The organism is Psychrobacter sp. (assembly GCF_030457785.1).
GTDB lineage: Bacteria > Pseudomonadota > Gammaproteobacteria > Pseudomonadales > Moraxellaceae > Psychrobacter.
Genome location: NZ_JAKDUI010000006.1, coordinates 1 through 22,069 on the forward strand (window position 1 = coordinate 1; position 22,069 = coordinate 22,069).

The 22,069-nt window shown below is 44.1% G+C and carries 21 protein-coding genes; 9 read left to right on the plus strand and 12 right to left on the minus strand.

Annotated features, from left to right (window positions below):
• Window positions 1–680: 680 nt before the first annotated feature.
• The gene (locus L0J61_RS00735) at window positions 681–1,706 is read right to left on the minus strand and encodes a polyprenyl synthetase family protein (RefSeq protein ID WP_105243884.1); all 1,026 of its coding nucleotides are present in this window, start codon (window positions 1,704–1,706) and stop codon (window positions 681–683) included.
• Window positions 1,707–2,285: 579 nt separating this feature from the next.
• Between L0J61_RS00735 and rplU the strand changes: the two genes are divergently transcribed.
• The 3 genes from rplU to lolA all read left to right on the plus strand — a co-directional run bounded on the left by rplU (window position 2,286) and on the right by lolA (window position 4,007).
• Window positions 2,286–2,597: a 50S ribosomal protein L21 gene (gene rplU, locus L0J61_RS00740; protein ID WP_301464401.1), complete on the plus strand. Its 312-nt coding sequence runs from the start codon at window positions 2,286–2,288 to the stop codon at window positions 2,595–2,597.
• A 93-nt stretch (window positions 2,598–2,690) separates the two neighbouring features.
• On the plus strand, window positions 2,691–2,948 hold the full coding sequence (gene rpmA, locus L0J61_RS00745; protein WP_301464402.1) for a 50S ribosomal protein L27: 258 nt from the start codon (window positions 2,691–2,693) through the stop codon (window positions 2,946–2,948).
• A gap of 372 nt (window positions 2,949–3,320) precedes the next feature.
• Window positions 3,321–4,007 carry an outer membrane lipoprotein chaperone LolA gene (gene lolA / locus L0J61_RS00750; protein ID WP_301464403.1) on the plus strand — a complete coding sequence of 229 codons (687 nt, stop codon included), beginning with the start codon at window positions 3,321–3,323 and terminating at the stop codon, window positions 4,005–4,007.
• A gap of 156 nt (window positions 4,008–4,163) precedes the next feature.
• On the opposite strand, the gene scpB is transcribed toward lolA, so the two are convergent.
• The 8 genes from scpB to mrdA all read right to left on the minus strand — a co-directional run bounded on the left by scpB (window position 4,164) and on the right by mrdA (window position 12,396).
• Entirely contained in the window at window positions 4,164–4,676 is a 513-nt protein-coding gene (gene scpB, locus L0J61_RS00755) for an SMC-Scp complex subunit ScpB (RefSeq protein ID WP_301464422.1), read from the minus strand.
• 108 nt (window positions 4,677–4,784) lie between these two features.
• Window positions 4,785–5,675 carry a ScpA family protein gene (locus L0J61_RS00760; protein WP_301464423.1) on the minus strand — a complete coding sequence of 297 codons (891 nt, stop codon included), beginning with the start codon at window positions 5,673–5,675 and terminating at the stop codon, window positions 4,785–4,787.
• Between the two features lie 135 nt (window positions 5,676–5,810).
• Complete coding sequence (gene trpS, locus L0J61_RS00765; RefSeq protein WP_301464404.1) at window positions 5,811–6,878, minus strand: tryptophan--tRNA ligase; 1,068 nt, start codon at window positions 6,876–6,878, stop codon at window positions 5,811–5,813.
• 186 nt (window positions 6,879–7,064) lie between these two features.
• Window positions 7,065–8,051 carry a lipid A biosynthesis acyltransferase gene (locus tag L0J61_RS00770; RefSeq protein WP_301464424.1) on the minus strand — a complete coding sequence of 329 codons (987 nt, stop codon included), beginning with the start codon at window positions 8,049–8,051 and terminating at the stop codon, window positions 7,065–7,067.
• A gap of 586 nt (window positions 8,052–8,637) precedes the next feature.
• Complete coding sequence (rpsI, locus tag L0J61_RS00775) at window positions 8,638–9,024, minus strand: 30S ribosomal protein S9 (protein WP_301464405.1); 387 nt, start codon at window positions 9,022–9,024, stop codon at window positions 8,638–8,640.
• 10 nt (window positions 9,025–9,034) lie between these two features.
• Window positions 9,035–9,463, minus strand: a complete 429-nt coding sequence (gene rplM, locus L0J61_RS00780; RefSeq protein WP_301464406.1) for a 50S ribosomal protein L13 — start codon at window positions 9,461–9,463, stop codon at window positions 9,035–9,037.
• Window positions 9,464–9,669: 206 nt separating this feature from the next.
• Window positions 9,670–10,356, minus strand: a complete 687-nt coding sequence (gene rsmD, locus L0J61_RS00785; protein WP_301464407.1) for a 16S rRNA (guanine(966)-N(2))-methyltransferase RsmD — start codon at window positions 10,354–10,356, stop codon at window positions 9,670–9,672.
• 57 nt (window positions 10,357–10,413) lie between these two features.
• Window positions 10,414–12,396, minus strand: coding sequence for a penicillin-binding protein 2 (mrdA, locus tag L0J61_RS00790; RefSeq protein WP_301464408.1), 1,983 nt, complete (start codon window positions 12,394–12,396; stop codon window positions 10,414–10,416).
• A gap of 539 nt (window positions 12,397–12,935) precedes the next feature.
• Here mrdA and L0J61_RS00795 point away from each other — a divergent pair.
• The 6 genes from L0J61_RS00795 (at window position 12,936) to adk (ending at window position 20,022) form a co-directional block, all read left to right on the plus strand.
• On the plus strand, window positions 12,936–14,270 hold the full coding sequence (locus tag L0J61_RS00795; RefSeq protein ID WP_301464409.1) for a hypothetical protein: 1,335 nt from the start codon (window positions 12,936–12,938) through the stop codon (window positions 14,268–14,270).
• Window positions 14,271–14,552: 282 nt separating this feature from the next.
• A complete protein-coding gene (locus L0J61_RS00800; RefSeq protein ID WP_301464410.1) occupies window positions 14,553–16,622 on the plus strand; it encodes a heme lyase CcmF/NrfE family subunit in 2,070 nt (689 codons plus the stop codon).
• 1 nt (window position 16,623) lies between these two features.
• The gene (locus L0J61_RS00805; protein WP_301464411.1) at window positions 16,624–17,283 is read left to right on the plus strand and encodes a DsbE family thiol:disulfide interchange protein; all 660 of its coding nucleotides are present in this window, start codon (window positions 16,624–16,626) and stop codon (window positions 17,281–17,283) included.
• Window positions 17,280–17,861 carry a cytochrome c-type biogenesis protein gene (locus tag L0J61_RS00810; protein WP_301464412.1) on the plus strand — a complete coding sequence of 194 codons (582 nt, stop codon included), beginning with the start codon at window positions 17,280–17,282 and terminating at the stop codon, window positions 17,859–17,861. The genes L0J61_RS00805 and L0J61_RS00810 overlap by 4 nt, the downstream gene beginning before the upstream one ends.
• Window positions 17,858–19,138 carry a c-type cytochrome biogenesis protein CcmI gene (gene ccmI / locus L0J61_RS00815; RefSeq protein ID WP_301464413.1) on the plus strand — a complete coding sequence of 427 codons (1,281 nt, stop codon included), beginning with the start codon at window positions 17,858–17,860 and terminating at the stop codon, window positions 19,136–19,138. The genes L0J61_RS00810 and ccmI overlap by 4 nt, the downstream gene beginning before the upstream one ends.
• Window positions 19,139–19,365: 227 nt before the next feature.
• A complete protein-coding gene (adk, locus tag L0J61_RS00820) occupies window positions 19,366–20,022 on the plus strand; it encodes an adenylate kinase (protein WP_301464414.1) in 657 nt (218 codons plus the stop codon).
• Between the two features lie 204 nt (window positions 20,023–20,226).
• Here adk and secB read toward each other — a convergent pair whose 3' ends face one another.
• The 3 genes from secB to L0J61_RS00835 all read right to left on the minus strand — a co-directional run bounded on the left by secB (window position 20,227) and on the right by L0J61_RS00835 (window position 21,994).
• Window positions 20,227–20,694, minus strand: coding sequence for a protein-export chaperone SecB (secB, locus tag L0J61_RS00825; RefSeq protein ID WP_301464425.1), 468 nt, complete (start codon window positions 20,692–20,694; stop codon window positions 20,227–20,229).
• A gap of 139 nt (window positions 20,695–20,833) precedes the next feature.
• Window positions 20,834–21,097, minus strand: coding sequence for a glutaredoxin 3 (gene grxC, locus L0J61_RS00830; protein ID WP_301464415.1), 264 nt, complete (start codon window positions 21,095–21,097; stop codon window positions 20,834–20,836).
• A gap of 441 nt (window positions 21,098–21,538) precedes the next feature.
• Window positions 21,539–21,994 (minus strand): rhodanese-like domain-containing protein, encoded by a 456-nt coding sequence (locus tag L0J61_RS00835; protein ID WP_301464416.1) that lies wholly within the window; start codon window positions 21,992–21,994, stop codon window positions 21,539–21,541.
• Between the last annotated feature and the right edge of the window lie 75 nt (window positions 21,995–22,069).

Here is a 22,069-nt window from a genome sequence, read left to right on the forward strand (position 1 = left end):
TGAGTCAATGGATTTAATAAAAATCGCTAGTAAGGCAGCCAGTAGCGAGTTTGATTGAGACGCGATTTGGTAAATGTGATATTAGAAGTTTAGGCAGACCACAAAGTAGGTTAGTAAATTTAAAGAGTTATTATAAACTATTGGGGTAACCCCACAGTCAAGTGATTCACGATAGGAAAGCTGACAAAAACTGACCGCACTGTGCTCGCTGAGTAAATAAAATCCCGCCATAGTAACTGCTACACCAACTAGCAGCTAATAAGAAGACATACAACCCGCTATGCAAATTTATTGTAATTTTTTGTTATAATTGTAAAGCCATAGTGTTATTGAGGTTTTAAAACCGCCAAAAATCTGCTTTGTCAATAAATTGACGAATTTATCAACCCCTAATTATGACCTTTAAAATATAGCGACTTAGACCAGTCAGTAGCCTCTAATGAGCGTGGTCAAATATCATCCAACCTTCAAAAATCCTTACATGATTATAGTACTGCAAAGATTTATGAAACTTAAAGAAAGGTAACTATTTAACTGGTATGTTGGTTTTGAAGAGAATAAGTTTTTGAAGAGTGTCGCTTTTAAGTTATGGGATTGCTGTTCATTGATTGCTAAAAAATGAGTCGTCTTAATTAGCCGATTGTTTTAATTAGTCGATAACATAGACGACTCATATTTAATTATACCAATCGTGCGCTAGCAAGCTCAGTCAGCTGGTACAGACCTTGACGGTAGCGGTTGTCAGGCAGTGTGCCCAGTGCTTGCTGTGCCAATCTTGTCTCCTCTAGTGCACGCTGTTTACAGTAATCTAATGCGCCGGAGCTGCGTACCAACTCAATAAGCTGCTCAGCATTCGGTGTTTTACCCGTCTGTACCGCAATTCTTAGCTGCTCATAGCCCTCATGGTTTTGGTCTTTTAAAAGCTCAAGTGCTTTGATAGTTGGCAGAGTAGGCTTGCCTTCTGCAAGATCATCGCCTAGGTTTTTGCCCATTACCTCACTATCCCCACTATAATCAAGGACATCATCGATAATTTGAAAGGCATTACCAAAGTGCTGTCCAAAGTCGCCTAGCGCAGCCATATATTCTGTCTTGCCTTGCAAAATCGCCGCGCCTTGGGTCGCCATCATAAACAGCCGTGAGGTTTTGCCATCGATGATGTTGAGATAATCTGTCTCAGTGGCCTCAGGATTATGCTGATGCTGCAACTGTAAGACTTCGCCTTCAGCAATATCACAAGTACCATCAGAGAAGACTTGCAACAATGGCAAGCTTTGAAAACCAACCAATAAATTAAAGGCACGGGCGATTAGATAATCACCGACCAGTACGGCGGTGGCGTTGTCCCATGTGGCGTTTGCCGTCGGTTTACCGCGGCGCTGTCCTGATTCATCGATCACATCGTCATGCACTAAGGTTGCGGTATGTAGCATCTCAGTAATGGCGGCTAGGTGCATCGCTTTTTCTGATGGATTGTCGTCAAACATACGCGCACAAAGCAGCGTAATCAGTGGGCGCATACGTTTGCCTCCTGCATTGATCACATGCTGTGAGACGCTCATGACGAGTTGTACTTTGGAGTTCAGGCTGCCAAATACTTGTTTGTCCATGATCTCAAAATCATCGGCCACGATACTTTGGATATCGGCATAGCTGGGCGTGGGCTGAGCGTTAGGCGTATTCGAGTCTAAAAGGGTGCTGGTCATAATAAATCGTCATATCAGTCAAAATAAAAAAGTTTGGTAGCCTCGGTCTTATATAGCAAAGGCGTCGTTTTGGTTATAATAGCATAGCTGTGTTTTTGAATGGTTGGTTAAAGTGTAGTGCGCTGATGCGGATAGGTGCTGGGCTGGGAAGGTAGACGCTAAAAGCCAACCGAGGATAGGCGTTAAAAATAACCAAAGAGTAAATAAAGAACTGTAAGTCACTGATTATATAAGCTATAATGGCCACCGTTAGGCATTAGCCATTCGTCGTATTTGCTAGCGTGTCTGCTAGACTAAGCAGCTGGGCATTCACAATCATTGATTGTAAGTTGTAAACAGTCACTGGCCATAAAAAGTGTGTAGTAATAGCGGCCGCCTTTATAAAGCTTGATCGTCACTGACAAGCAGAGAGATACGGACGATGGTATTCAGGTAACCACCTTACAAAAACAAGAGTAACGGCTTGCTTTTATGAGCAAAAAGCCGTAAAATCTTGCCTTTAATTTTTCCCTGTCGTGTTCGTCGTAAAAGCGTTGGTATAACATCAGCCACGGCACACGGGTTAAACGGAGTCATATAATGTACGCAGTAATCAAAACTGGTGGTAAGCAGCACCGTGTAGTCGTCGATGAGCTTTTAAAAGTTGAACTACTAAAAGCAGAGAAAGGCGAAACAATCAAATTTGATGACGTATTGATGGTTGTTGATGGCGATGACGTTAAAATCGGTCAACCTGTTGTTGACGGCGCTAGCGTAGAAGTTGAAGTTGTTGAGCATGGTCGCGGCGAAAAAATCCGTATCATCAAGCACAACCGTCGTAAGCACTATCACAAAGAACAAGGTCACCGCCAATGGTACACCTTGTTAAAAATCAAAGCCATTAATGCCTAATTACTTATTTAGCACTTGTTGCTAAAAATTGCGCACTAAATGCTTAAGAGTTATCGTATTAGCGATAAGTCATATTAACAAGGAGATTTTCTCATGGCACATAAAAAAGCTGCCGGTTCGACTCGTAACGGTCGTGATTCAAACCCAAAAATGCTCGGCGTAAAAATCTTTGGTGGCCAAGCTATCACAGCTGGTAACATCATCGTTCGTCAACGTGGTACAGAATTCCACGCAGGCGAAGGCGTTGGCATGGGCCGTGACCATACCTTATTTGCACTAAATGATGGTGTCGTGAAGTTCGCGACTAAAGGCAAGTTCAGCCGCCGTTATGTATCAGTAGAAAGCGAATAATTGCTCATTAAGTTGTTTTGCTCTTGTTGAATGAAACAACTAAATGAACAAAGAGCCTCTATTACTTTATGGTATTAGAGGCTTTTTTTGTGCTTGTTGGTCAGTATAACCGTATGTAAAGGTAAACAATAGTAGTGCATTAGGTAGGCGGTTATGCTCGATATTGTGTAACTATTATGGTTACATGTGTGTATGGCAGGGGTAGTAATAATTGCAAATCATGACTAGGCGCGTAATAAAAAAACTGGCACACTGTTGTCATTGTTTACTAGCGCGCCCATTATATTGGTCATATCAGCGTGATTAGAAGATAGCTATTTTAATAAGACATTTGATTGCTAAACTTTTTTGCATTTCTAGAGAGGATGAATAATGACTTTATCAACCAAGCAAACCACGGTTAAACAAAAATTGATGAGCAGTGCTTTAGCAGGCGTGTTGATGACATCGCTTGGTGTCGCGGCGCCAATGGTAGCACTTACACAGTCAGCGACAGCAGCACCTGCGGATAACTTGGTGGCTGCTAAGCGTTTGAATAAGCTTTTATCAGACACAAAAAGCATGACGGCAAACTTTAGTCAAACCACCAAAGGCGCAAGCAGTGGCTCTTTTTCGGGTACGATGAGTGTACAGCGTCCCAATAATTTCCGCTGGCAAACCAAGTCTCCATCACAGCAGCTGATCGTCGCAAATGGCAATTCTATGTGGGTCTATGATGAAGATCTAGAGCAAGCGACCAACCAAAATGTAGACAGCCAAGTAGGCAATACACCAGCGCTATTACTATCAGGCGATCCAAGTAAGATTGATCAAAATTTCAAAATCACTCAGCCTTACGATAATAAAAACTATTATGTGCTGTATCCCAAAGCTGACAGTGCCAATTTCACAAGCTTATCAATGAGCTTTAGTGGCGGTAAACCGGTGATGATGGTATTAAACGATAGCTTAGGACAGACCACTTCTATCAAATTTAGCAACATCACGATGAATCCAAGCATCAATGCCAGTAAGTTTAAATTTACCCCACCAGAAGGTGTGGATGTCATCAATCAATAGGCAGTCGATGCACAATATATCGATTCTATGTCGAATGTGACACTGAGAAGACTGAGTGTGACACTGAGAAAACTAAAAGAAACCGATCTATCTTTCGAAAAAAGACCGACCTCGTAAGGTCTGTCTTTTTTATATATTGAAGCACGGTTGAGGGCGTTAAGATATTGCATTAATAGATGTCATATTTGGCAATGGTGGCAGATCGTCTAAACTCGTCAATCCAAAAGCATCCATAAATTCTGGTGTTGTATGGAGCAAGGCGGGGCGACCTAAGGTTTCTTTATAGCCGTCCTCCTTAATCCAACCTTTATCAAATAGCTGACGCAATATACTGCTAGAAAGCGTCACACCGCGCACATGTTCTATGTCACTGCGAGTTACTGGCTGCTTATAAGCAATGATGCTAAGCGTTTCAAGTAGTGCCTGGCTCAGGCGTTCTTGGCGCTGAGGAAAGACACGCTGTATCAATGCACTATAGTTGTCGGCAATCTGTAGACGATAACCACTGGCTGTCTCGTGCAAACATAGCACACCTGTGTCTAAGCGCTTGCCTAATAGTGTTAAGGCATGGGTCAGCTCTTTACCTGACAGCGATAGCTGTTTTTTTAACATATGGGCAGTAAGCGGTGCTTCCGATGCGTGTAATAGTACTTCGATATGTTTGCTCATGTCTTCAAGATACTGATGGTTAGTATCTGTCGTTGTAGTATTTATAATGGTACTTGATGTTGTATTTATCATTGAATCTGTCATTTAATTCACTCTCTTGTGATAGCGTTATGCCAACCACTGTAAGGTCAATTTTTCAATGTGATTGTGTTGCGTGCTGTCGCTCGCATCCGAAGCGCTGTTCGTTTGTTCGTCGCCTGCTATATCAGTGTCCGTTAACTCAGGCTGTACGACGCCCACCAGCTGTCTTTTTATCAGCTCTAGGACGGCGACAAAGCTTACCACTACACCGACTTTTCCTTGTGATCTGTCTAGCAGCTCATAAAATGAGCGCGTACCATCCGTGCTGAGTTGTCGGCTGATGCTGGCAATGCGGTCGGAAAGAGGAACTGCATCGACTTTGACGGTATGCATCTGATAGTCAGGTTGCAACTGCATTTTAAATAAGCTGTCAATCAACAATGTCGGTGAATAATTGGGCAGTTCAGCATTCATCACGTCTTGACTGGGCATGCTTACCATCGCTAAAAACACATCGCGCTCCAGCCGTACTAAGTTGTCTAGACGTTCGCTTGCTGCTTTGATTTGCGCGTACTCTTCTAAACGCTCAATGAGCTCAGCTTTCGGGTCGCGCTCATCGGTGGGTGTTTCTGGCGTAGGGAGTAGCAGCTCAGTTTTGATTGCAATTAACGTTGAAGCCATTAGCAGATAATCTCCTGCTAACTCAAAATGATCAGTATCCAACTCAGCAATGTAGGCCAAATACTGTTCAGTAATGGGCAGAATTGACATCTGCGTCAAATCAACGTTGTTTTTTTTGACCAGATATAACAGAAAGTCCAATGGACCAGCAAACTGCTCTAGCCAAATAGCAAAGGCTTGCGGTGGCACATAAAGATCTTCAGGCAGGTGTTGCACTGGCGTCTGATAAATTCGCAGAGACATGTCATCAATAGTGGAAGCACTATTTTCATTCTCACGTTCACTTTCATTATTCATAGACATAGTGCTATTTAAAGCGTCGGACGCTTGGTGTTGGTCTGCTTGAAAGGCGGCTTTAGGCAAAGCCGCTCTGTTGTCTTGTGGGTCAGTGTGCAAGTTCAGCGTCCGTTGTATTTATGGCTATTCAAGTGTTTATTTCAGCTTCGCAAGCGGGCGGATACCAATAGCACGACGGGATTTATCTAATTGCTTACGGCTATGGCGACGAGCTTTTGCTGCACCCATCTGTAAAATCTCTTCCAATTCTTTTGGATTTGCCATTAGTTCTTGGTAGCGTGCTCGGAAAGGAGCAATCTCATCGTTGATTTTGGCAAATAATGCTTTTTTGGCATCACCCCAGCCGATACCCGCTGCATATTGGGCGCGCATATCAGCAATTTCTTCTGGCGTAGCAAACGCTTTGTAAATTTCGAAGATAGCCGAATCATCAGGATCTTTCGCTTCTTCTGGTAACTGTGAGTTGGTTACGATTTTCATGATGGCTTTATGCATCTGTTTCTCAGGGCTTACCTGTGGATTCGGTTCACCAAATAGCGGAATCGTGTTGCCATAGCTCTTGCTCATTTTGCGACCATCAAGTCCTGTCAATAGGGGAATATCATCATCAACGACCGCTGTGGGCAGGGTAAAGAGGGTTTTGTAACGATGGTTAAAAGTACCTGCGATATCACGTGCCATCTCAATATGCTGTACTTGATCACGCCCAACAGGAACGTGAGTAGCATTAAACATCAAAATATCAGCCGCCATGAGCACAGGATAACCAAATAAGCCCATGGTGACACCTTGGTCGGCATCGACATCGGTTTTTTCTGTATTGATATCAACCGCTGCTTTGTAGGCGTGGGCACGGTTCATCAGCCCTTTGGCGCATGAGCAGTTTAAAATCCAAGCCAGTTCAGGAATTTCAGGGACATCTGACTGACGATAGAAAGTCACACGTTCGGGATCTAGACCACAGGCAATCCAAGTGGCAGCAATGATTTTGGTCGATTCGTGAATGATAGCTGGGTCATAGCAGCCGATGATGCCGTGGTAATCCGCCAAAAAGAAAAATGCTTCATCATCGCTATTTTGGATAGACTCAATTGCTGGACGAATAGCACCGACATAATTACCTAGATGTGGGATACCTGTCGGTTTAATACCAGTTAGGATACGGTTGGTTTCTTTTTTAGCGGCGTCAGTTTGATTGCTCATGAAAAATCCATTATTGGTTTAATTGTTGGTTTAATTGTTGGTGTAATTATTGAGTGTTTCGAGTGTGGTTAATTCAATATCAATCCTTTAATACAAAGGCTCAAAGTAACGGCGTAAAGTATAGCAAATTTCTGTCATGCTTTTTTCTCTAATGCCTTTTTGCATACTTTGCTTGTGTAGGCATCGCTACTTGTAGATGTCGGTACGACCATTCGGACCATGCTTAAAACGACGATGGAACCACATCCATTGAGTCGGATCAATACGAATCAGCCCTTCTAATAGCTCGTTGACACGAGTGGCATCAGCGACTTCATCATTACTAGGATAATTTTCAAGCTCTGGTGTGATTGTTAGATGATAGTGTGGACGCTTTCCTCGAGGTAGGTTGTCTGGTGTTTGTCGGTAAGTATGCAGCGCCATGAGTGCTGGCGGATTTTGTTTGCTACCCAGTTTGGCCATGCGTCGTGATGCAGTGATAGTAGCGGCAGGCACACCAAAAAATGGCGCCATGACGCCTTGTTTGAGTCCGTAATCCTGATCAGGCGAATACCAAATGACATGTTCAGCTTTGATAGAGATGACCAGGCTACGCATGTCACGGCTAGATATTTGTTTACCAAAGATATTGGTGCGACCGTTGTAAATAAACCAGTCTAGTAGTGGATTGTTTTGCGTGCGATACATACAATCTAGCGCAAAAAACTGGGTGCAAAATAACCCACCCAAATCTAGCATGGTGTAGTGGGCGCCCAAGAGAATAACAGGGCGGTTTTCGTTTTGAGCATTGACCAGATGTTGTAATCCTGAGATAGAGACTGTACGAGTAAAGACATTAGGTCGAAACCAAGCACACAAGGTTTCAAAGACGCCGATACCTTGGTTGACGAATACTTGCTTCGCCATCAATTCACGTTCAGCTTCCGACTTTTCTGGAAAGGCGAGTCCAAGATTGATAAGCGTATCACGTCGTCGTGAGCCAGCTACTTTATAGACCAATATGCCAAGTTTACGACCCAGCCAAAACTGCCAGCGTAATGGTAAATACATCATCGGCAAAAAGATAAGAAACACCAACCAAATCCCCCAGTATCTTGGCAATAGAAACTGCCACTGAAAGGGTTTTTTCACTGCATCTGCTGTGCGTTTGTGAGTTTCACTGATCGTCGGCATACCATCAGGAATGGCAGGCGACTTAGCTGCTTTATTTGGCTCAGCTGCCTGAGATACCGGCATATCCGTATTGGATGGTTTACTGGGGTCGTATTGTTCGGGCGCTTTCATAATGTCCTTTTGTAGCACTTCTTTTACGTCGGGTCATGACTGTTGTAGCACGCACTATATCGTCTAAGCTCATGACAAAAAGTAACTATCATGATGGGGCTGTGTCGTTCTATTTGCAAGTTGGTTTTGAAAAGGCAATCTGTACAGTAAAATGAGTCAAAAGACAGTGTTTAAGTGATACGTTTAGCCCTAATTAATAGACCGTGAGATTTTGAATGAAAGCCATGCCACAACCCAATCAGCTAGCAAAAAACCATAGTGTGCTGTGTGCAGTCTCTAATCACGTCTGGCTACCAATGATTTCATTATTACCGCATGCATATATATTTTATCGCCACTCAAAAAACAGCCATAAAAAAACCTTATAAGCTGATTGCAGCTTATAAGGTTTTGCAAATCTACTCTTTTATTTAATGGTAATACCAACGCTCCGAGAAAAAGCGGATAGTAGCACCAAGATAAGAGATAGCTTTGATTAACGTTTTGAGAATTGTGGACGCTTACGTGCTTTACGTAGGCCCAATTTCTTACGTTCAACTTGACGTGAATCACGAGTCACGAAGCCAGCTGATTTTAGTGCAGGCTTCAAGGTTTCGTCAGACTCGATCAAAGCGCGAGTGATGCCGTGACGGATAGCACCAGCTTGACCGTTAACACCACCACCAGCGACAGTAATGTATAGGTCGTAGCTATCAGTTGCTTCAAGCAGCTCTAGCGGCTGGCGAACAACCATGCGTGAGGTTTCGCGGCTGAAGTATTCGTCAAGAGGCTTGCCGTTAACAACGATGCTACCAGTACCTTTTGATAAAAAGACACGAGCGGTAGACGTCTTGCGGCGACCAGTTCCGTAATTGCGTTCCATAAGTATATCCTTAGATGTCTAGTTCTTTAGGTTGCTGTGCGGTATGTGGATGCTCATTACCAGCATACAACTTTAGCTTGTTGATCATCGCATAGCCAAGAGGGCCCTTTGGAAGCATACCCTTAACTGCTTTGTGTAGAACATCTTCAGGCTTATGTGCAATCAGCTTTGTGAAGTTGGTTTCTTTAATGCCACCTGGGTAACCACTGTGACGATAGTACTTTTTATCTTGCGCTTTTTTGCCAGTTACTGTGACTTTGTCAGCATTGATAACGACAATAAAATCACCAGTATCTACGTGCGGCGTATAAGAAGTTTTATGCTTGCCACGTAAGCGAGAAGCGATTTGAGTGGCTAAGCGACCAAGGGTTTTGCCGTCAGCATCTACGACATACCAGTCATGGGTCACTTCAGCTGGTTTTGCACTAAGTGTTTTCATGATAAAACCTTAAAATTAGAATTCATTGAGAGTTTAGCTGGGAACGGGGCTCTCAAAAAACAGACTGCACATTATAAGCAGTAGAGCCTACGCTTGCAAGCTGCATTGGGGGTTTATTTTCGCCTTTATACAACAAACTGCAGCGTTTGGCCAGTTTTTAAGCGGTTTTAAACGATTTTTAGGGATGTTGAAAAGTTACTGTGCAATTATGACGCTGACAGCTGATAAAGTCCAGCGACAACTTGCCCAACTTTGGTTTGTTTTAAGCATTCAAAAGTGATGGCTGTCTGAGTACTATCTGGTTTTGTATCGGTATTTTGATTGAGACTATCGGACAATTGCTTTAGCTGAAGCGTTAGGTCTTTATCAGCTTCTAAATAAATTAACGTGTCAGTATTAATCAAAGAATGGGTAATCAGAGCAGTTAAAATGGGTTGCCACAGTTCTTGTGCATAGGGTGGGTCGATGAATACAATATCGAAATAGCGCTGCACGGTCTGATTGTCAGCAAGGATGTGTTCTGCGTTTCCTTGAGCAATCTGATAAGTAGTGGCGTCAAGATGGAGTTGCTCGGCGCTTTGTTGCAGAAGCTTGGTTTGTTTGGGGTTTTTTTCGATAAAGGTGGCGTGTGCAGCACCGCGTGACAAAGCTTCAAATCCTAATACACCACTACCAGCACAGCTATCGAGTACATAAGCGCCATGGATATCAGCAAGCAACCAATTAAACAGTGTTTCACGCATACGATCAGGTGTTGGGCGTAAACCTTCTGCATCAACGAAACGAACGATACGGCGTTTAAATTGTCCGCCAACGATACGCACATCACCAGCCGCTGAGGTTTTTGCTTGGGCGTTTCTTTTGGTAGTGTGGCGGTTTGATGATTTTTTCATGACTTCTCTTGTTTACCGTTTGCTATTTACTGTTTAGCGAATGTTGATGAACATATTTCATTCAGCAACTGTTGCATCTGATTCTTCAGCTTCTGCCTGTTCTGCCAATGCTTGCTCTTCTTTGTCGCGTATCGCGTCACGCTTGGCTTTTTCAAACGCTTTTTGACGTTTGATGGCTTTTAGCTCATCGGCCGTTGGTGGCAATATGGGGTCGTTTTCACGTTGCAACACCCAGTAGTCAAACAAAGCACGGCCGATAGGAGCAGCGACAGTACTTCCGCCACCACCATTTTCGACCAATACAGCAAGGGATATTTGCGGATTTTCTACTGGCGCAAAGCCACTAAACCATGCGTGATCCCAGTGGCGTTGGTCTATTGCAGATTTATCATAGCTTTTGCCCTGTGCAATGGATTTGACCTGAGCTGTACCTGTTTTACCGGCTATTCGGTAGCGTGGTGTATATATGCCACGTCCCGTACCATTTTTTATCACACTTTCCATGGTGTCGTGCATGCGTAACCAGTCCGATGGATTACCGTTGTATTCGATTTTGCCGTCAGGTTTGCTGATGATGTCTACATCGGCGGCACCGTTACTGCTTTTTAACAAATGCGGGGTTAAGTGTTGCCCTTTGCTGGCTGTCATTGCTGTGGCATTGGCAACCTGCAATGGTGTGGCCAAAAAATACCCCTGACCAATGCTCACGGAAATGGTTTCACCTGGTAGCCACTCTTTATCATAGGTGTCTTTTTTCCATTTCGGTGATGGCATGATGCCTGTTTTTTCATTGGGTAGGTCGATACCAGTTCGTTCACCAAAACCAAAACGTATCATCCAGTCGTGAAGGCGTTGAATCCCCATCTCGTAAGCCAATTTATAATAGTAAGTATCTACCGACATCACCACAGATTTTTTCAAATCGACTGAACCATGTCCACCACGTTTCCAATCACGAAAACGGTGGCTATCCCCCGGCAAACTAAAATAACCAGGATCATAGATGGAGGTTTCCCATTCACGCAGACCGTAGTGAAGCGCGCCCAAACCTTCAAAAGGTTTAATCGTGGAAGCAGGGGGATACATACCTTGCAGGGCACGGTTGTAAAGGGGTTGGTCAATATCATCACGTAGGTCGCCATAGTCTCTAAATGAAATACCAGAGATAAAGGGGTTTGGGTCGTAGCTTGGATTACTAACAAAAGCCAATATATCACCGTTGTTAGGGTCGATAGCGACAATAGCGCCTCGACGCCCGTCTAGCTGCTGTTGGGCAACTTTTTGCAAACCATAATCTAATGTCAAGGTAATGTCATTACCAGCTACCGGCGGCTTGGTATCTAATTGACGTATGATATTGCCGTACGCATCAGTTTCTACCGACTGATAGCCGGGTTGTCCCAGTAAAATGTCTTCGTAGTAATCTTCGATTCCGATTTTTCCTATAAGATCGGTACCAGCGTAGAGGTCTTTGTCAATGCGTTTAGTCTCTTTATCGTTGATGCGGCCTACATAACCAATGACGTGAGCAAATAGCTCATCATAAGGGTATGAACGGGTCAGTTTGCTCTGAATCGTAACGCCTCGAAAAAACGGCTTTCGCTCACTGAACTGCGCTAACTGTGCATCCGTCAAGTCGATCTTAATCGTGACTGGGTCACTTTTGCTTTTGCTTAGGCGCGCCAAAATATCGGTAATATCTGATTCTGTTAGCTCAAAAATCGGTGCCAATAGGTTTAGAGTACGTTCGGGATCGGTGACTCCATCAGGACTGAGCATCGCCGTGAAGACCGGTTGATTGTCCGCCAGTATCACGCCATTGCGATCATAAATATAGCCACGACTGGGCGGCGCAGAGATCAGCTTGATACGGTTGTTATCCGCCTGTGTTGTATATTGGTCGTGGGCATAGACTTGTAGATAGCCATAACGGAATACAAGACCACTCAAACCAATCAACATGATAATACCAAGTATAATAATACGGTTGGTAAAACTGCGGTTGACCTGTTCGGTATTGGGAGTTAGCGGTTTATTCATAAAAAGTCAGAGCCCAAGCGGTCGATGAGTCAGCAAAAGGTAGATTGATAGACGGGTAAGCTAGCAAAAGCGTGGTAAGGATAAGGGGTAATGCAATTAATTTCAATAACATAGATTGATGTATTTGTTTTTTAAAATACATAAACTATCGTGCTGATGTCGGCTATGATTGTGGGGTAAATTATAACAGAACAAAAGAGTAGGCGCAGTGTTCGTCTAGTCACAATATTGGTCGTAATGTCGGTAATACTATCTCAATATCGTTGCCTAATTGCTCATAGAGCATATTAGTATTCATGTCTCTGATGTTTGATAGCCGGTGCTGTCATCATTCGTTACCCTTTAGTCACATTTTATTCACACTTGAGTCACAACTTGCTGTGGGTGTAGGTGTGCTAATAAAGCCTAAGTATGCTAAAATCAGGCGATTTATTTTATAGTGGTTATGAGTGTAGCCTGTCTCTTTTGACGGCAGTTCTACGGTAGCTAAAGGCGGCTTTTTAGCAAAGACAATCAACTTGTCAGGGGCAAGATACGTCATGGACATAACTTCATTATGGCAGATGATCACTGAACATCCAGAGTTCTTTGCCATGCTGACCATCCCTCCTGTGACAGCATTTGTCACTTGGGTACACGTGTGGATGGCGCTAAAAATGCTGTTTTTTCCGATTAAGTTTCGGGGTGTTCGCATTCCGAACTTCCCATTTTTCGGTCTGCCTGGTTTAGGCTGGCAAGGTATAGTGCCACGAAAAGCGGGTAAAATATCGGGGGTTATCGTCGATCAGACGCTGTCAAAACTCGGTTCGCTCGATGAGTTTTTTCAGGCGATGGAGCCCAAGCAGATGGCTGCTTTCATCACTGAGACAGTTGATGAAAACCTTGAGCTCTTGATAGATGAAATTATGTTGGAGCACTCGCCTGCGCTTTGGAGCAATTTGCCTTATGCTCTAAAACGTCGCGTTTATGCGCAAGCACACAAAGAGCTGCCGAATATCATGCAGTCGTTAGTGACTGACTTGACTTATCATGTCGAAGACCTCGTCGATATGCGTAAGATGATCGTCAATAAGATGGAAAGCGATCGTCGGTTGATGGTTAATATGTTTTTGAGAGTGGGTCAAAAAGAGATCGATTTCATTTGGCATATTAGTGCTTTTATCGGCTTGGTTTTCGGTATTATCCAGATGTTTATATTTTTGGTGTTGCCACAGCATTGGACGGTACCGTTTTTTGCCGCGATTTGGGGCTTTCTCACTAACTGGATTGCTATTTGGATGGTATTTAATCCAGTTGAGCCGCGTTTTATTTCTTATTTGAAAGTCTGCACTGTGCAAAAAAGCTTTCCATTTATCAAACCACAGATGCCGCACATTGCTAAATATCGTCTACAAGGCGGCTTTATGAAACGTCAAGAAGAAGTTTCTGAGGTATTCGCTGAGATTGTGGTAAAAGATTTGGTCACACTTGAAAACATCATGAATGAGATGATGTATGGTGATCGTGCAGTACAAACTCGTGACTTGATGAAGTCGCATGTGTATCAAGTGTTGGAATCTCCAGTCATCAGCACGACCCTGCGTGTCGGCTTGGGTCGCCGTGAGTATGGACAGTTGAAGAACACCATCATCGATAAGTCGATTGTTGCCACGATGGTGCCACTACGTGATCCAGAGCTTAACGAGAGCCGTGCTAGCAAGATATTCGGGCTGTTCCGAGATAGAATTCGTGCGTTGACACCAAATGAGTTTCAGAACTTATTACGCCCAGCATTTCGTGAAGATGAGATGACGCTGATCGTACTGGGCGGGCTGACAGGATTTTTGGCAGGTTGGTTACACCTTGTATTGGTGTTTTTCCCGTCAATACAGTAGCCAGTTGATTTCTTTGTTTGGGGCTAATCTTGAACAGAATACTGGCAGTGTATCTATTATACAAACACACAGAAATCTCAAAAGCGATAATTTTTGCATCAACCATTTCTATTGATGCATCACAACGATAGTAGCGGATTTTATGTGCTTCTATAGCGATTAAAACCTCCGTTTTTGACCGTAAACTATGACCGCATAAAGGACTACTTAGCGTTTATCAGTGGCTATTAAAAGCTGCTGATAAACCATTAATCGTATCCAAGGTAAACAAGGTTAGACCGTATGTTAATCACTGAATTGGGTTATTTTGCCTTGCTGGCCGCCTTTATATTGGCGATATTGCAGGTAGTGTTACCAACCATCGGCGTGATGCGCGACCATGTCGCGTGGCAGCGTCTTGCACCAAGCCTCGCATGGGCGCAGTTTGCGGCCATGATCACATCATTTTCCGCATTGATGGCGGGATTTTACTTTAATGACTTTAGCCTCGTTTATGTCTCCCAGCATTCTAATACCTTGTTGCCTTGGTACTATAAATTGTCTGCGACTTGGGGCGGGCATGAGGGGTCGTTGCTGTTGTGGATGACCATCATGGCTACATGGTGTGCGCTGGTATCTTATTTCAGTCGTGGTCTACCGCTGTCTATGCGTGCACGAGTCCTGGTGATTTTATCGGCTGTACAGTCGATGATGTTGGCGATGCTTATTTTTACGTCGTCGCCATTTGACCGTACGTTGCCTAATCTACCGGTTGATGGTGCAGATCTGAACCCACTCTTGCAGGATTTTGGCTTGATCATACACCCACCTATGCTATACATGGGCTATGTGGGTTTGGTCGTGCCATTTGCCTTTTGTATGGCGGCGCTATGGGAAGGTCGTTTGGATGCGGTATGGACACGTTGGTCGCGTCCATGGGCGCTCGCCGCTTGGGGCTTTTTGACGATAGGTATCGCACTTGGTTCTTGGTGGGCTTATTACGAGCTTGGCTGGGGCGGCTGGTGGTTCTGGGATCCGGTAGAAAATGCATCATTGATGCCGTGGTTGGCGGGTACAGCACTGCTGCATTCGTTGGCAGTGACCGAAAAGCGAGGCGTATTCAAAGCATGGACAATCATGCTAGCGATTTTCTCATTTGCGCTTAGTTTGCTTGGTACCTTCTTGGTGCGTTCGGGCGTTATCACATCGGTGCATTCATTTGCGGCGGACCCCACACGTGGTCTTGTGATTCTTGTGATTCTTGGCGTGATTGTCGGCAGCGGACTGTTGGTGTTTGCCATACGTGGCTGGCGTTTGACGGTGGAGAGTCAGTATCAACTGATTTCTCGTGAGTCATTTTTGGTGATTAACAACGTCATTATTTTGATTTCGACCTTGGTTGTGTTGCTGGGTACGTTATATCCCATCATCGCGGATTCTTTTAATTTAGGTCAGGTCTCCGTCGGCCCTCCATACTTCAATGCGCTATTTGTACCACTAACATGGTTGCTATTAATCGCGATGGGTATGGGTTCTAATATTCGCTGGAAAAAAGACAGCCGCCCGCTACTGGGTGTCGGTATGGTCATTGCGGTCAGTGCTTTGGTTTTGGCAGCGATTATGGCTTACTATTTCAGCCCATCTGCGCCGCTAAACATTGGCGTGACATTGGCAGTCAGTCTGTGGGTGTTGTTCTGGATGGTCGTTGACTTTAAGGATAAGACTAAAAACGCACCTAGTCGCCTCAAAGGCTTACGCCAGCTACGGTTAAGCTATTGGGGGCAACAGACTGCTCACGTTGGCGTGCTCATTGCGGTGATTGGTGTGGCGTTTACCAGTACGTTGAGCATTGAGCGTGATGTGGCATTGGGTCCTAATGATAGTGCCCACGTTCAGGGCTACGACTTTACAGTCAAAGGTTTCCGTGAAGTCAAAGGTAGTAACTATGATGCCACCCAAGCGGAAGTGCAGGTCAGTAAAGACGGTCGTGATGTAGCAACGCTATACCCTGAAAAACGCAATTACATCATCAGTATGATGCCGATGACTGAGGCTTCAATTGATGCCAGCCTATTGCGTGATGTCTATGTGGCGCTTGGCGAACCTATCGCAGCAGATAGTAATGAGTGGGCGGTACGTATTTATGTCAAGCCACTGGTCCGTTGGATATGGCTTGGCTCTATTATCATGGCATTAGGTGCGCTACTAAGTATGCTAGATAATCGTTATCGTCTGAAGAAAACCAAGACAGCCGCTCAAATCGCAGCCAAGAAATCAGGTTTTGCCACAGTCGAAGATTTAGAAAACCCCGCAACTGACCTTTCAACAACTGATTCTTCAACCAAATTAGCAACCAAGTCAGGAGAGGAGTGAAATGAGTACTGATAATAATCCCTCTGACAATAGTGCTAATAAAGGCAATAAACCTGGTAATAAAACCATGAAAAAAAAGCAAATGAAGATATGGTTTTTGATTCCGCTTATCGTATTTATCGGTTTGTTCATTATGCTGGCTCAGCGTCTGGGTAAGCCGACCGATATTGTCACCAATACGGCGCTTGAGCGTCCTGTGCCAGCATTTGAGCTACCATTGCTGTCAGATACCAGTCGTATCATGACCAATGAAAACTTGCCAGATGAGCCTTTTTTACTGAACATCTGGGGGTCCTGGTGCCCGACCTGTATCATCGAGCATCCTTTCTTAATGGAGCTAGAAGGTCGCGGGGTCAATTTGGTAGGTGTTAACTACAAAGATGAAATCGGAGATGCGTTAGGCTATCTCAATCGAGGCGGCGATCCTTTCTCTATGTCTATTCAAGACTTATCGGGTCAGTTTGCCTTAGACCTAGGTCTGACCGGAGCGCCAGAGACATTTGTAGTCGATGGTGAAGGTGTTATTCGTCAACATATTATTGGTGAGGTGCATGAAGAAAACTGGCAAAATCGCATTACGCCTTGCTTGATGGTACTCAATGACGCTAATGACAACAATGTCAGTCCAGATCCGAGTCAGGTTGCGGAGGCGTGCAAATGATAGTCACTCAAATAAGAAACGCGGCGACAAAATTGGTAGGCCTACTTTTTGCTTGCTTGCTTAGCACGCTGAGTTTTGCTGCCATCGATGTCTATGACTTTGATTCTGTACAGCAAGAGGCTCAGTACCGTGGTTTGATCGAAGAGCTGCGCTGTCCTAAGTGTCAAAATCAAAATCTTGCAGGATCTGATGCACCTATTGCACAAGACTTGAAGCAAAAAACCTACGACATGATTAAAGATGGCCGTAGTGATGGTGAGATTCGCGCTTATATGCAGGAGCGTTATGGTGATTTTATTACCTATAAACCGCCTGTTCGCCCATCCACGTGGATTTTATGGTTTTTCCCACCGTTACTGCTTCTACTCTTGGTTGTCGGCTGGTTTTGGCAAAGCAAACGACGACAGCTTGTTGCTAGTGGTCAGAGTGGGGTAACGGTAGATAGTACCGCTACGGAACTCTCTGCTGCCGAAAAAGCCGAACTTGATCGTCTATTATCACGTGCGAAAAGCGATGGCAAAACCAAAAGTGATGACAATAGCGCTCATGACATTAAGAGTCGCGAGGACAAAAAATGACCATATTTTCTACTGTTGGCTTATTTATTTCTCTAAGCTTACTTATTGCCTTAATCTTTGCCTTGATTACTATCGTGCCGTGGTTGAGAGCGTCGCGTTCGCAAGCAAAACCCGTGGACAACCAGCTATTAGATATCAACGTTGCGGTATTCCGTGAGCGTCTGGAAGAATTGAAAACAGACAAAGATAATGGCACTATTGATGACAATCATTATCAGAACCAAAAGCTTGAGCTTGAGCGTCAGTTACTAGATGCTCAACGTGAAGTGACACCGATGATTGCACCAGGTGTCAAAAGCCGACTAATCATCTTAATGTGGGTGCCAGTATTGTCTGCTATGGCATATTTAATGATTGGTGACCGCACCTCTGTGTTTGAGCTTTGGACTGCGGAAGATAAAGTCGCTCAAGTCGCTGATGATTTGTTGACTGGCAAGATTGATCAGCCGCCTGCTTGGGCGATCGAAGACGGTCAACAACTGATTAGCGCCATGCAGACCAATGTGTACCGTCACGCTGACGACCCTAATCGCTGGATGCGTTTGTCCGAGCTGTTCCTATCATTAGAAGCCACAGATTCGGCATTAGAAGCTCTGTCACGAGCTTATCGCTTGTCCCCGGATAATGAGGAAATTGCGACCACCTATGCTCAGATCAGTTTCTTTGCTAATCAAGGTCAGCTAGACGCCAATAGCCGTCGAGTACTCCAAGGCGTACTGGCTGAGAACCCTCAGCATGAAGGTGCACAGATGCTCATGGCCATGGGTGAGGCACGCAGTAGCAACTTTGAGCAAGCGCAAGGTTGGATTCAGCGCCTACGTGATAGTATCGCTGCGAAACCAGGTGATCATACCCAAGCGCTGGCAAGCCTAGACGAATTGAGTGCTAATGTGACTGCTCAGCAGCAGCAAGCCTCTGAAGGTGTCGATGTGACTGTCAGTGTAGATCCTAGTCTGCTACCGCTTGTTCAAGCTGAAGATGTATTGTTCGTAGCGATACGCGACGTTAATGGTGGTCCACCGTATGCGGCTAAGCGCCTACCTATTAGTGTGGTTCAGCAAGGTCAAGCTAGCATTAGCCTAAGCGATTTGGATGCAATGATGCCTGAGCGTACTTTGAAGTCTGCCCGATCTGATAAGGTTCAGTTAGCTGTAATCGCTCGTATTAGTCATAGTGGTAATGCCAATGCAGAATCAGGTGATTTATCCGGTAATCCAGTGGTTATTAGCGCTGACCAAAATCAGGTCAATGTTGCTATCAATCAGCAGATTCCATAGAAAATATATCTGAAATCCTGTGTTTAATTGATAGTAGAGCGCTGTTGTTTGAGTCAACGCAACAGCATGCAATTGCATTATATAAACAGGTTGGTCATGACAAGTGTCGCTATAAACGATGAAAACACTTGAGCTTTATAAAGCCACAAGGTAAGGTAGCTTGGAAAAACTACCAATACATAAATATTTATCAGTCCCCAGTTCTATTTATTAAGGAGAGTCACGTAATGATGCGTATTATATTGCTAGGTCCACCAGGTGCCGGTAAAGGCACCCAAGCCCAATTTATTTCTAAAGAGTATGATATTCCGCAGATTTCAACGGGCGATATGCTACGTGCGGCAATCAAAGAGGGCAGCGAGCTTGGCAAACAAGCCAAAGAGATCATGAATGCTGGCGGTTTAGTATCTGATGACCTCATTATTAATCTCGTACAAGAGCGTCTCAGCAAGCCTGATTGTGCTAAAGGTTGTATCCTGGATGGTTTCCCACGTACGATTCCACAAGCACAAGCATTGGCAGATGCTGAAGTATCGATTGATCATGTGGTTGAGATCAGTGTGCCTGATGACGAAATCGTCAAGCGCTTGTCTGGTCGTCGCCAGCATCCTGGCTCAGGTCGTGTATATCATGTAGAGCACAATGCACCTAAGCAAGAAGGCATCGACGATGTGACAGGTGAAGCACTCATCCAGCGTGAAGACGACAAAGAGTCTACCATCCGTGACCGTCTAGCGACTTATCACGAACAGACTTCAGCGCTCGTTGGCTTTTATCAAGACAAAGCCAAAGAAGGTGGAGATGCGCCGAACTATGACAAGTTTGATGGCACACAAGGTATCGATGACGTGAAGCAGCAAGTCTTATCTGCTTTAAAAGGCTAATCCTCACTTCCTAAGCATTGATGAAAAAGTAAAAACCCTGTTTATTAGCAGGGTTTTTTTAGTTTCGCCACTCATTTATCTGAGTCGCTGTAATTATAAATTTATGGGCGACGACCGCACATTGTAGCCCATAAAAAAGCTGCTCTCTTGTTGACAAGAAAACGGCTTTTAAAATAATGCTTCGATGCTTTAGCAAGCTAAGTCTTAAGCGTTACCTTCAGCGTCAACTTTGGCTTGTTCTTGTGCTTGTTGTTGGCTTTGTGCGTAAGCTTGATCAAAGTTTACCGGTGCTAATAGCAACTGTGGGAAACTACCACGTGTCACGATGTCGCTGATAACTTCACGAGCATATGGGAACAAAACGTTCGGGCAATAGGCACCCAAAATTTGACCGATTTGGTCTTCTGGAATGTCTTTTAGTAAGAAAATACCGGCTTGATGAACTTCAGCGATAAACGCCGCTGCATCTGAGTTTTTTGCGGTAACACTGACTGTTAAAACAACTTGATAATGATCATCGTCGAGTTTATCGGCATTGCTAGATAGATTGATATCCAACTCTGGGTTCCATTCTTTAGTAAATACGCTAGGACCTGGAACTTCAAGTGACATGTCTTTTACGTAGATACGCTCTAGGGCCAGTTGTGGTTGTGCTTGTTCTTCAGCCATGATAATTCCTTCAAAGTTAAATCAAATGATTGGATAAAATAGTAATATAAATCGGATAGCATCCCGATTTTTTAGTGGAGCTTTTGCTGGTTGTGCTATTTACCATTACACAGGTGACGACGACAGCACAGACCGTAATGCATTAGCCCACTAATAGCTCGTCAAGCTTGCCTTGCTGATGCATTTGATTGAGTTCATCAAAGCCACCGACGAAAGTATCACCGACGAAAATTTGTGGCACAGTGCGATAATTATTGGTTTTTTTCATCAACGCTTGGCGTTCCTCACTGCTCATATCGTGCATGCCGATTTCTTCATAATCAACGCCTTTGGTTTCTAGTAGCTTCTTAGCGTTAGAGCAATATGGGCAGATAGGGGTAGTATAGACTTTTACAGGTACACTCATGATAAATCCTTATTTATAGGTTTCGTTGTTTGTATGTTTGTTTATACGTTTGGTTCAAGGGCAACCGTTTTATTAGAATACGTTCTATTAAGATGCAGTGCATCATTCATCGATGAAAATTATTATAACCAGTTGCCGAAAAAAACGTTAGCGATACGTTCGCTGATGCTCATTACTGAGGTGGGGATTAGCCTGATAAATTCAAGTTTTCTAACAACAAAAGATAAAATGGTAGGGACAGAAGGTGCCACGACGAGATAAACGGATATAAAAAAAGACACCTGATTAGCAGATGTCTTTTTAGTAGCTACTAATATAGATAGCTATCTTGTATTACTAAAGGCCTAGCATCGGTCAGAGACTCGCCAACGGTTTGTTGATATTGTCATAGCCTCACTGCAGTGTCGTTGTTGACTGCCGACTACTTATGCTGGATGCTGATTATTTGTTGAGATTAGGTTTTGCCTTGCCTTTATTTTTAGGCTTAGCATCTTTTAAACCAACCAAAGGCATACCACCACTTTGCCAACCATTCACACCACCTTCTAGGCGATAGACGTTCTCTTTACCAATCATTTGAACGGCTGCGCCTGCTTGTACGCCGATATCACAGATGATAATCACTGGCTGCTCAATCGCACGAATTTCTTCTAAGCGATTTTTGAGCTCAGTGAAAGGTATGTTTCGACTGCCTTGGATATAGCCGTCATTAAACTTCTTCTTGGCGCGAATATCGATCAGCTGCGCATTTTGCGAGTTAACCATCATCCCAAGAGTATTGGGCGATATTTTTCTGCCACTACGTTTGTTTTCAATAGTAAAAAATAGCACGGCAAGTACGGCTAATATACCAAATAAAAACGGGTGGTTGCCCACAAATTCCAGCGCACGATCCAAACCATACCTCCAAAAAAATAAGTGTCCTGCCAAACTGTGAATACAGCTCAGTATTATCGAACAAGGCGCCATTAT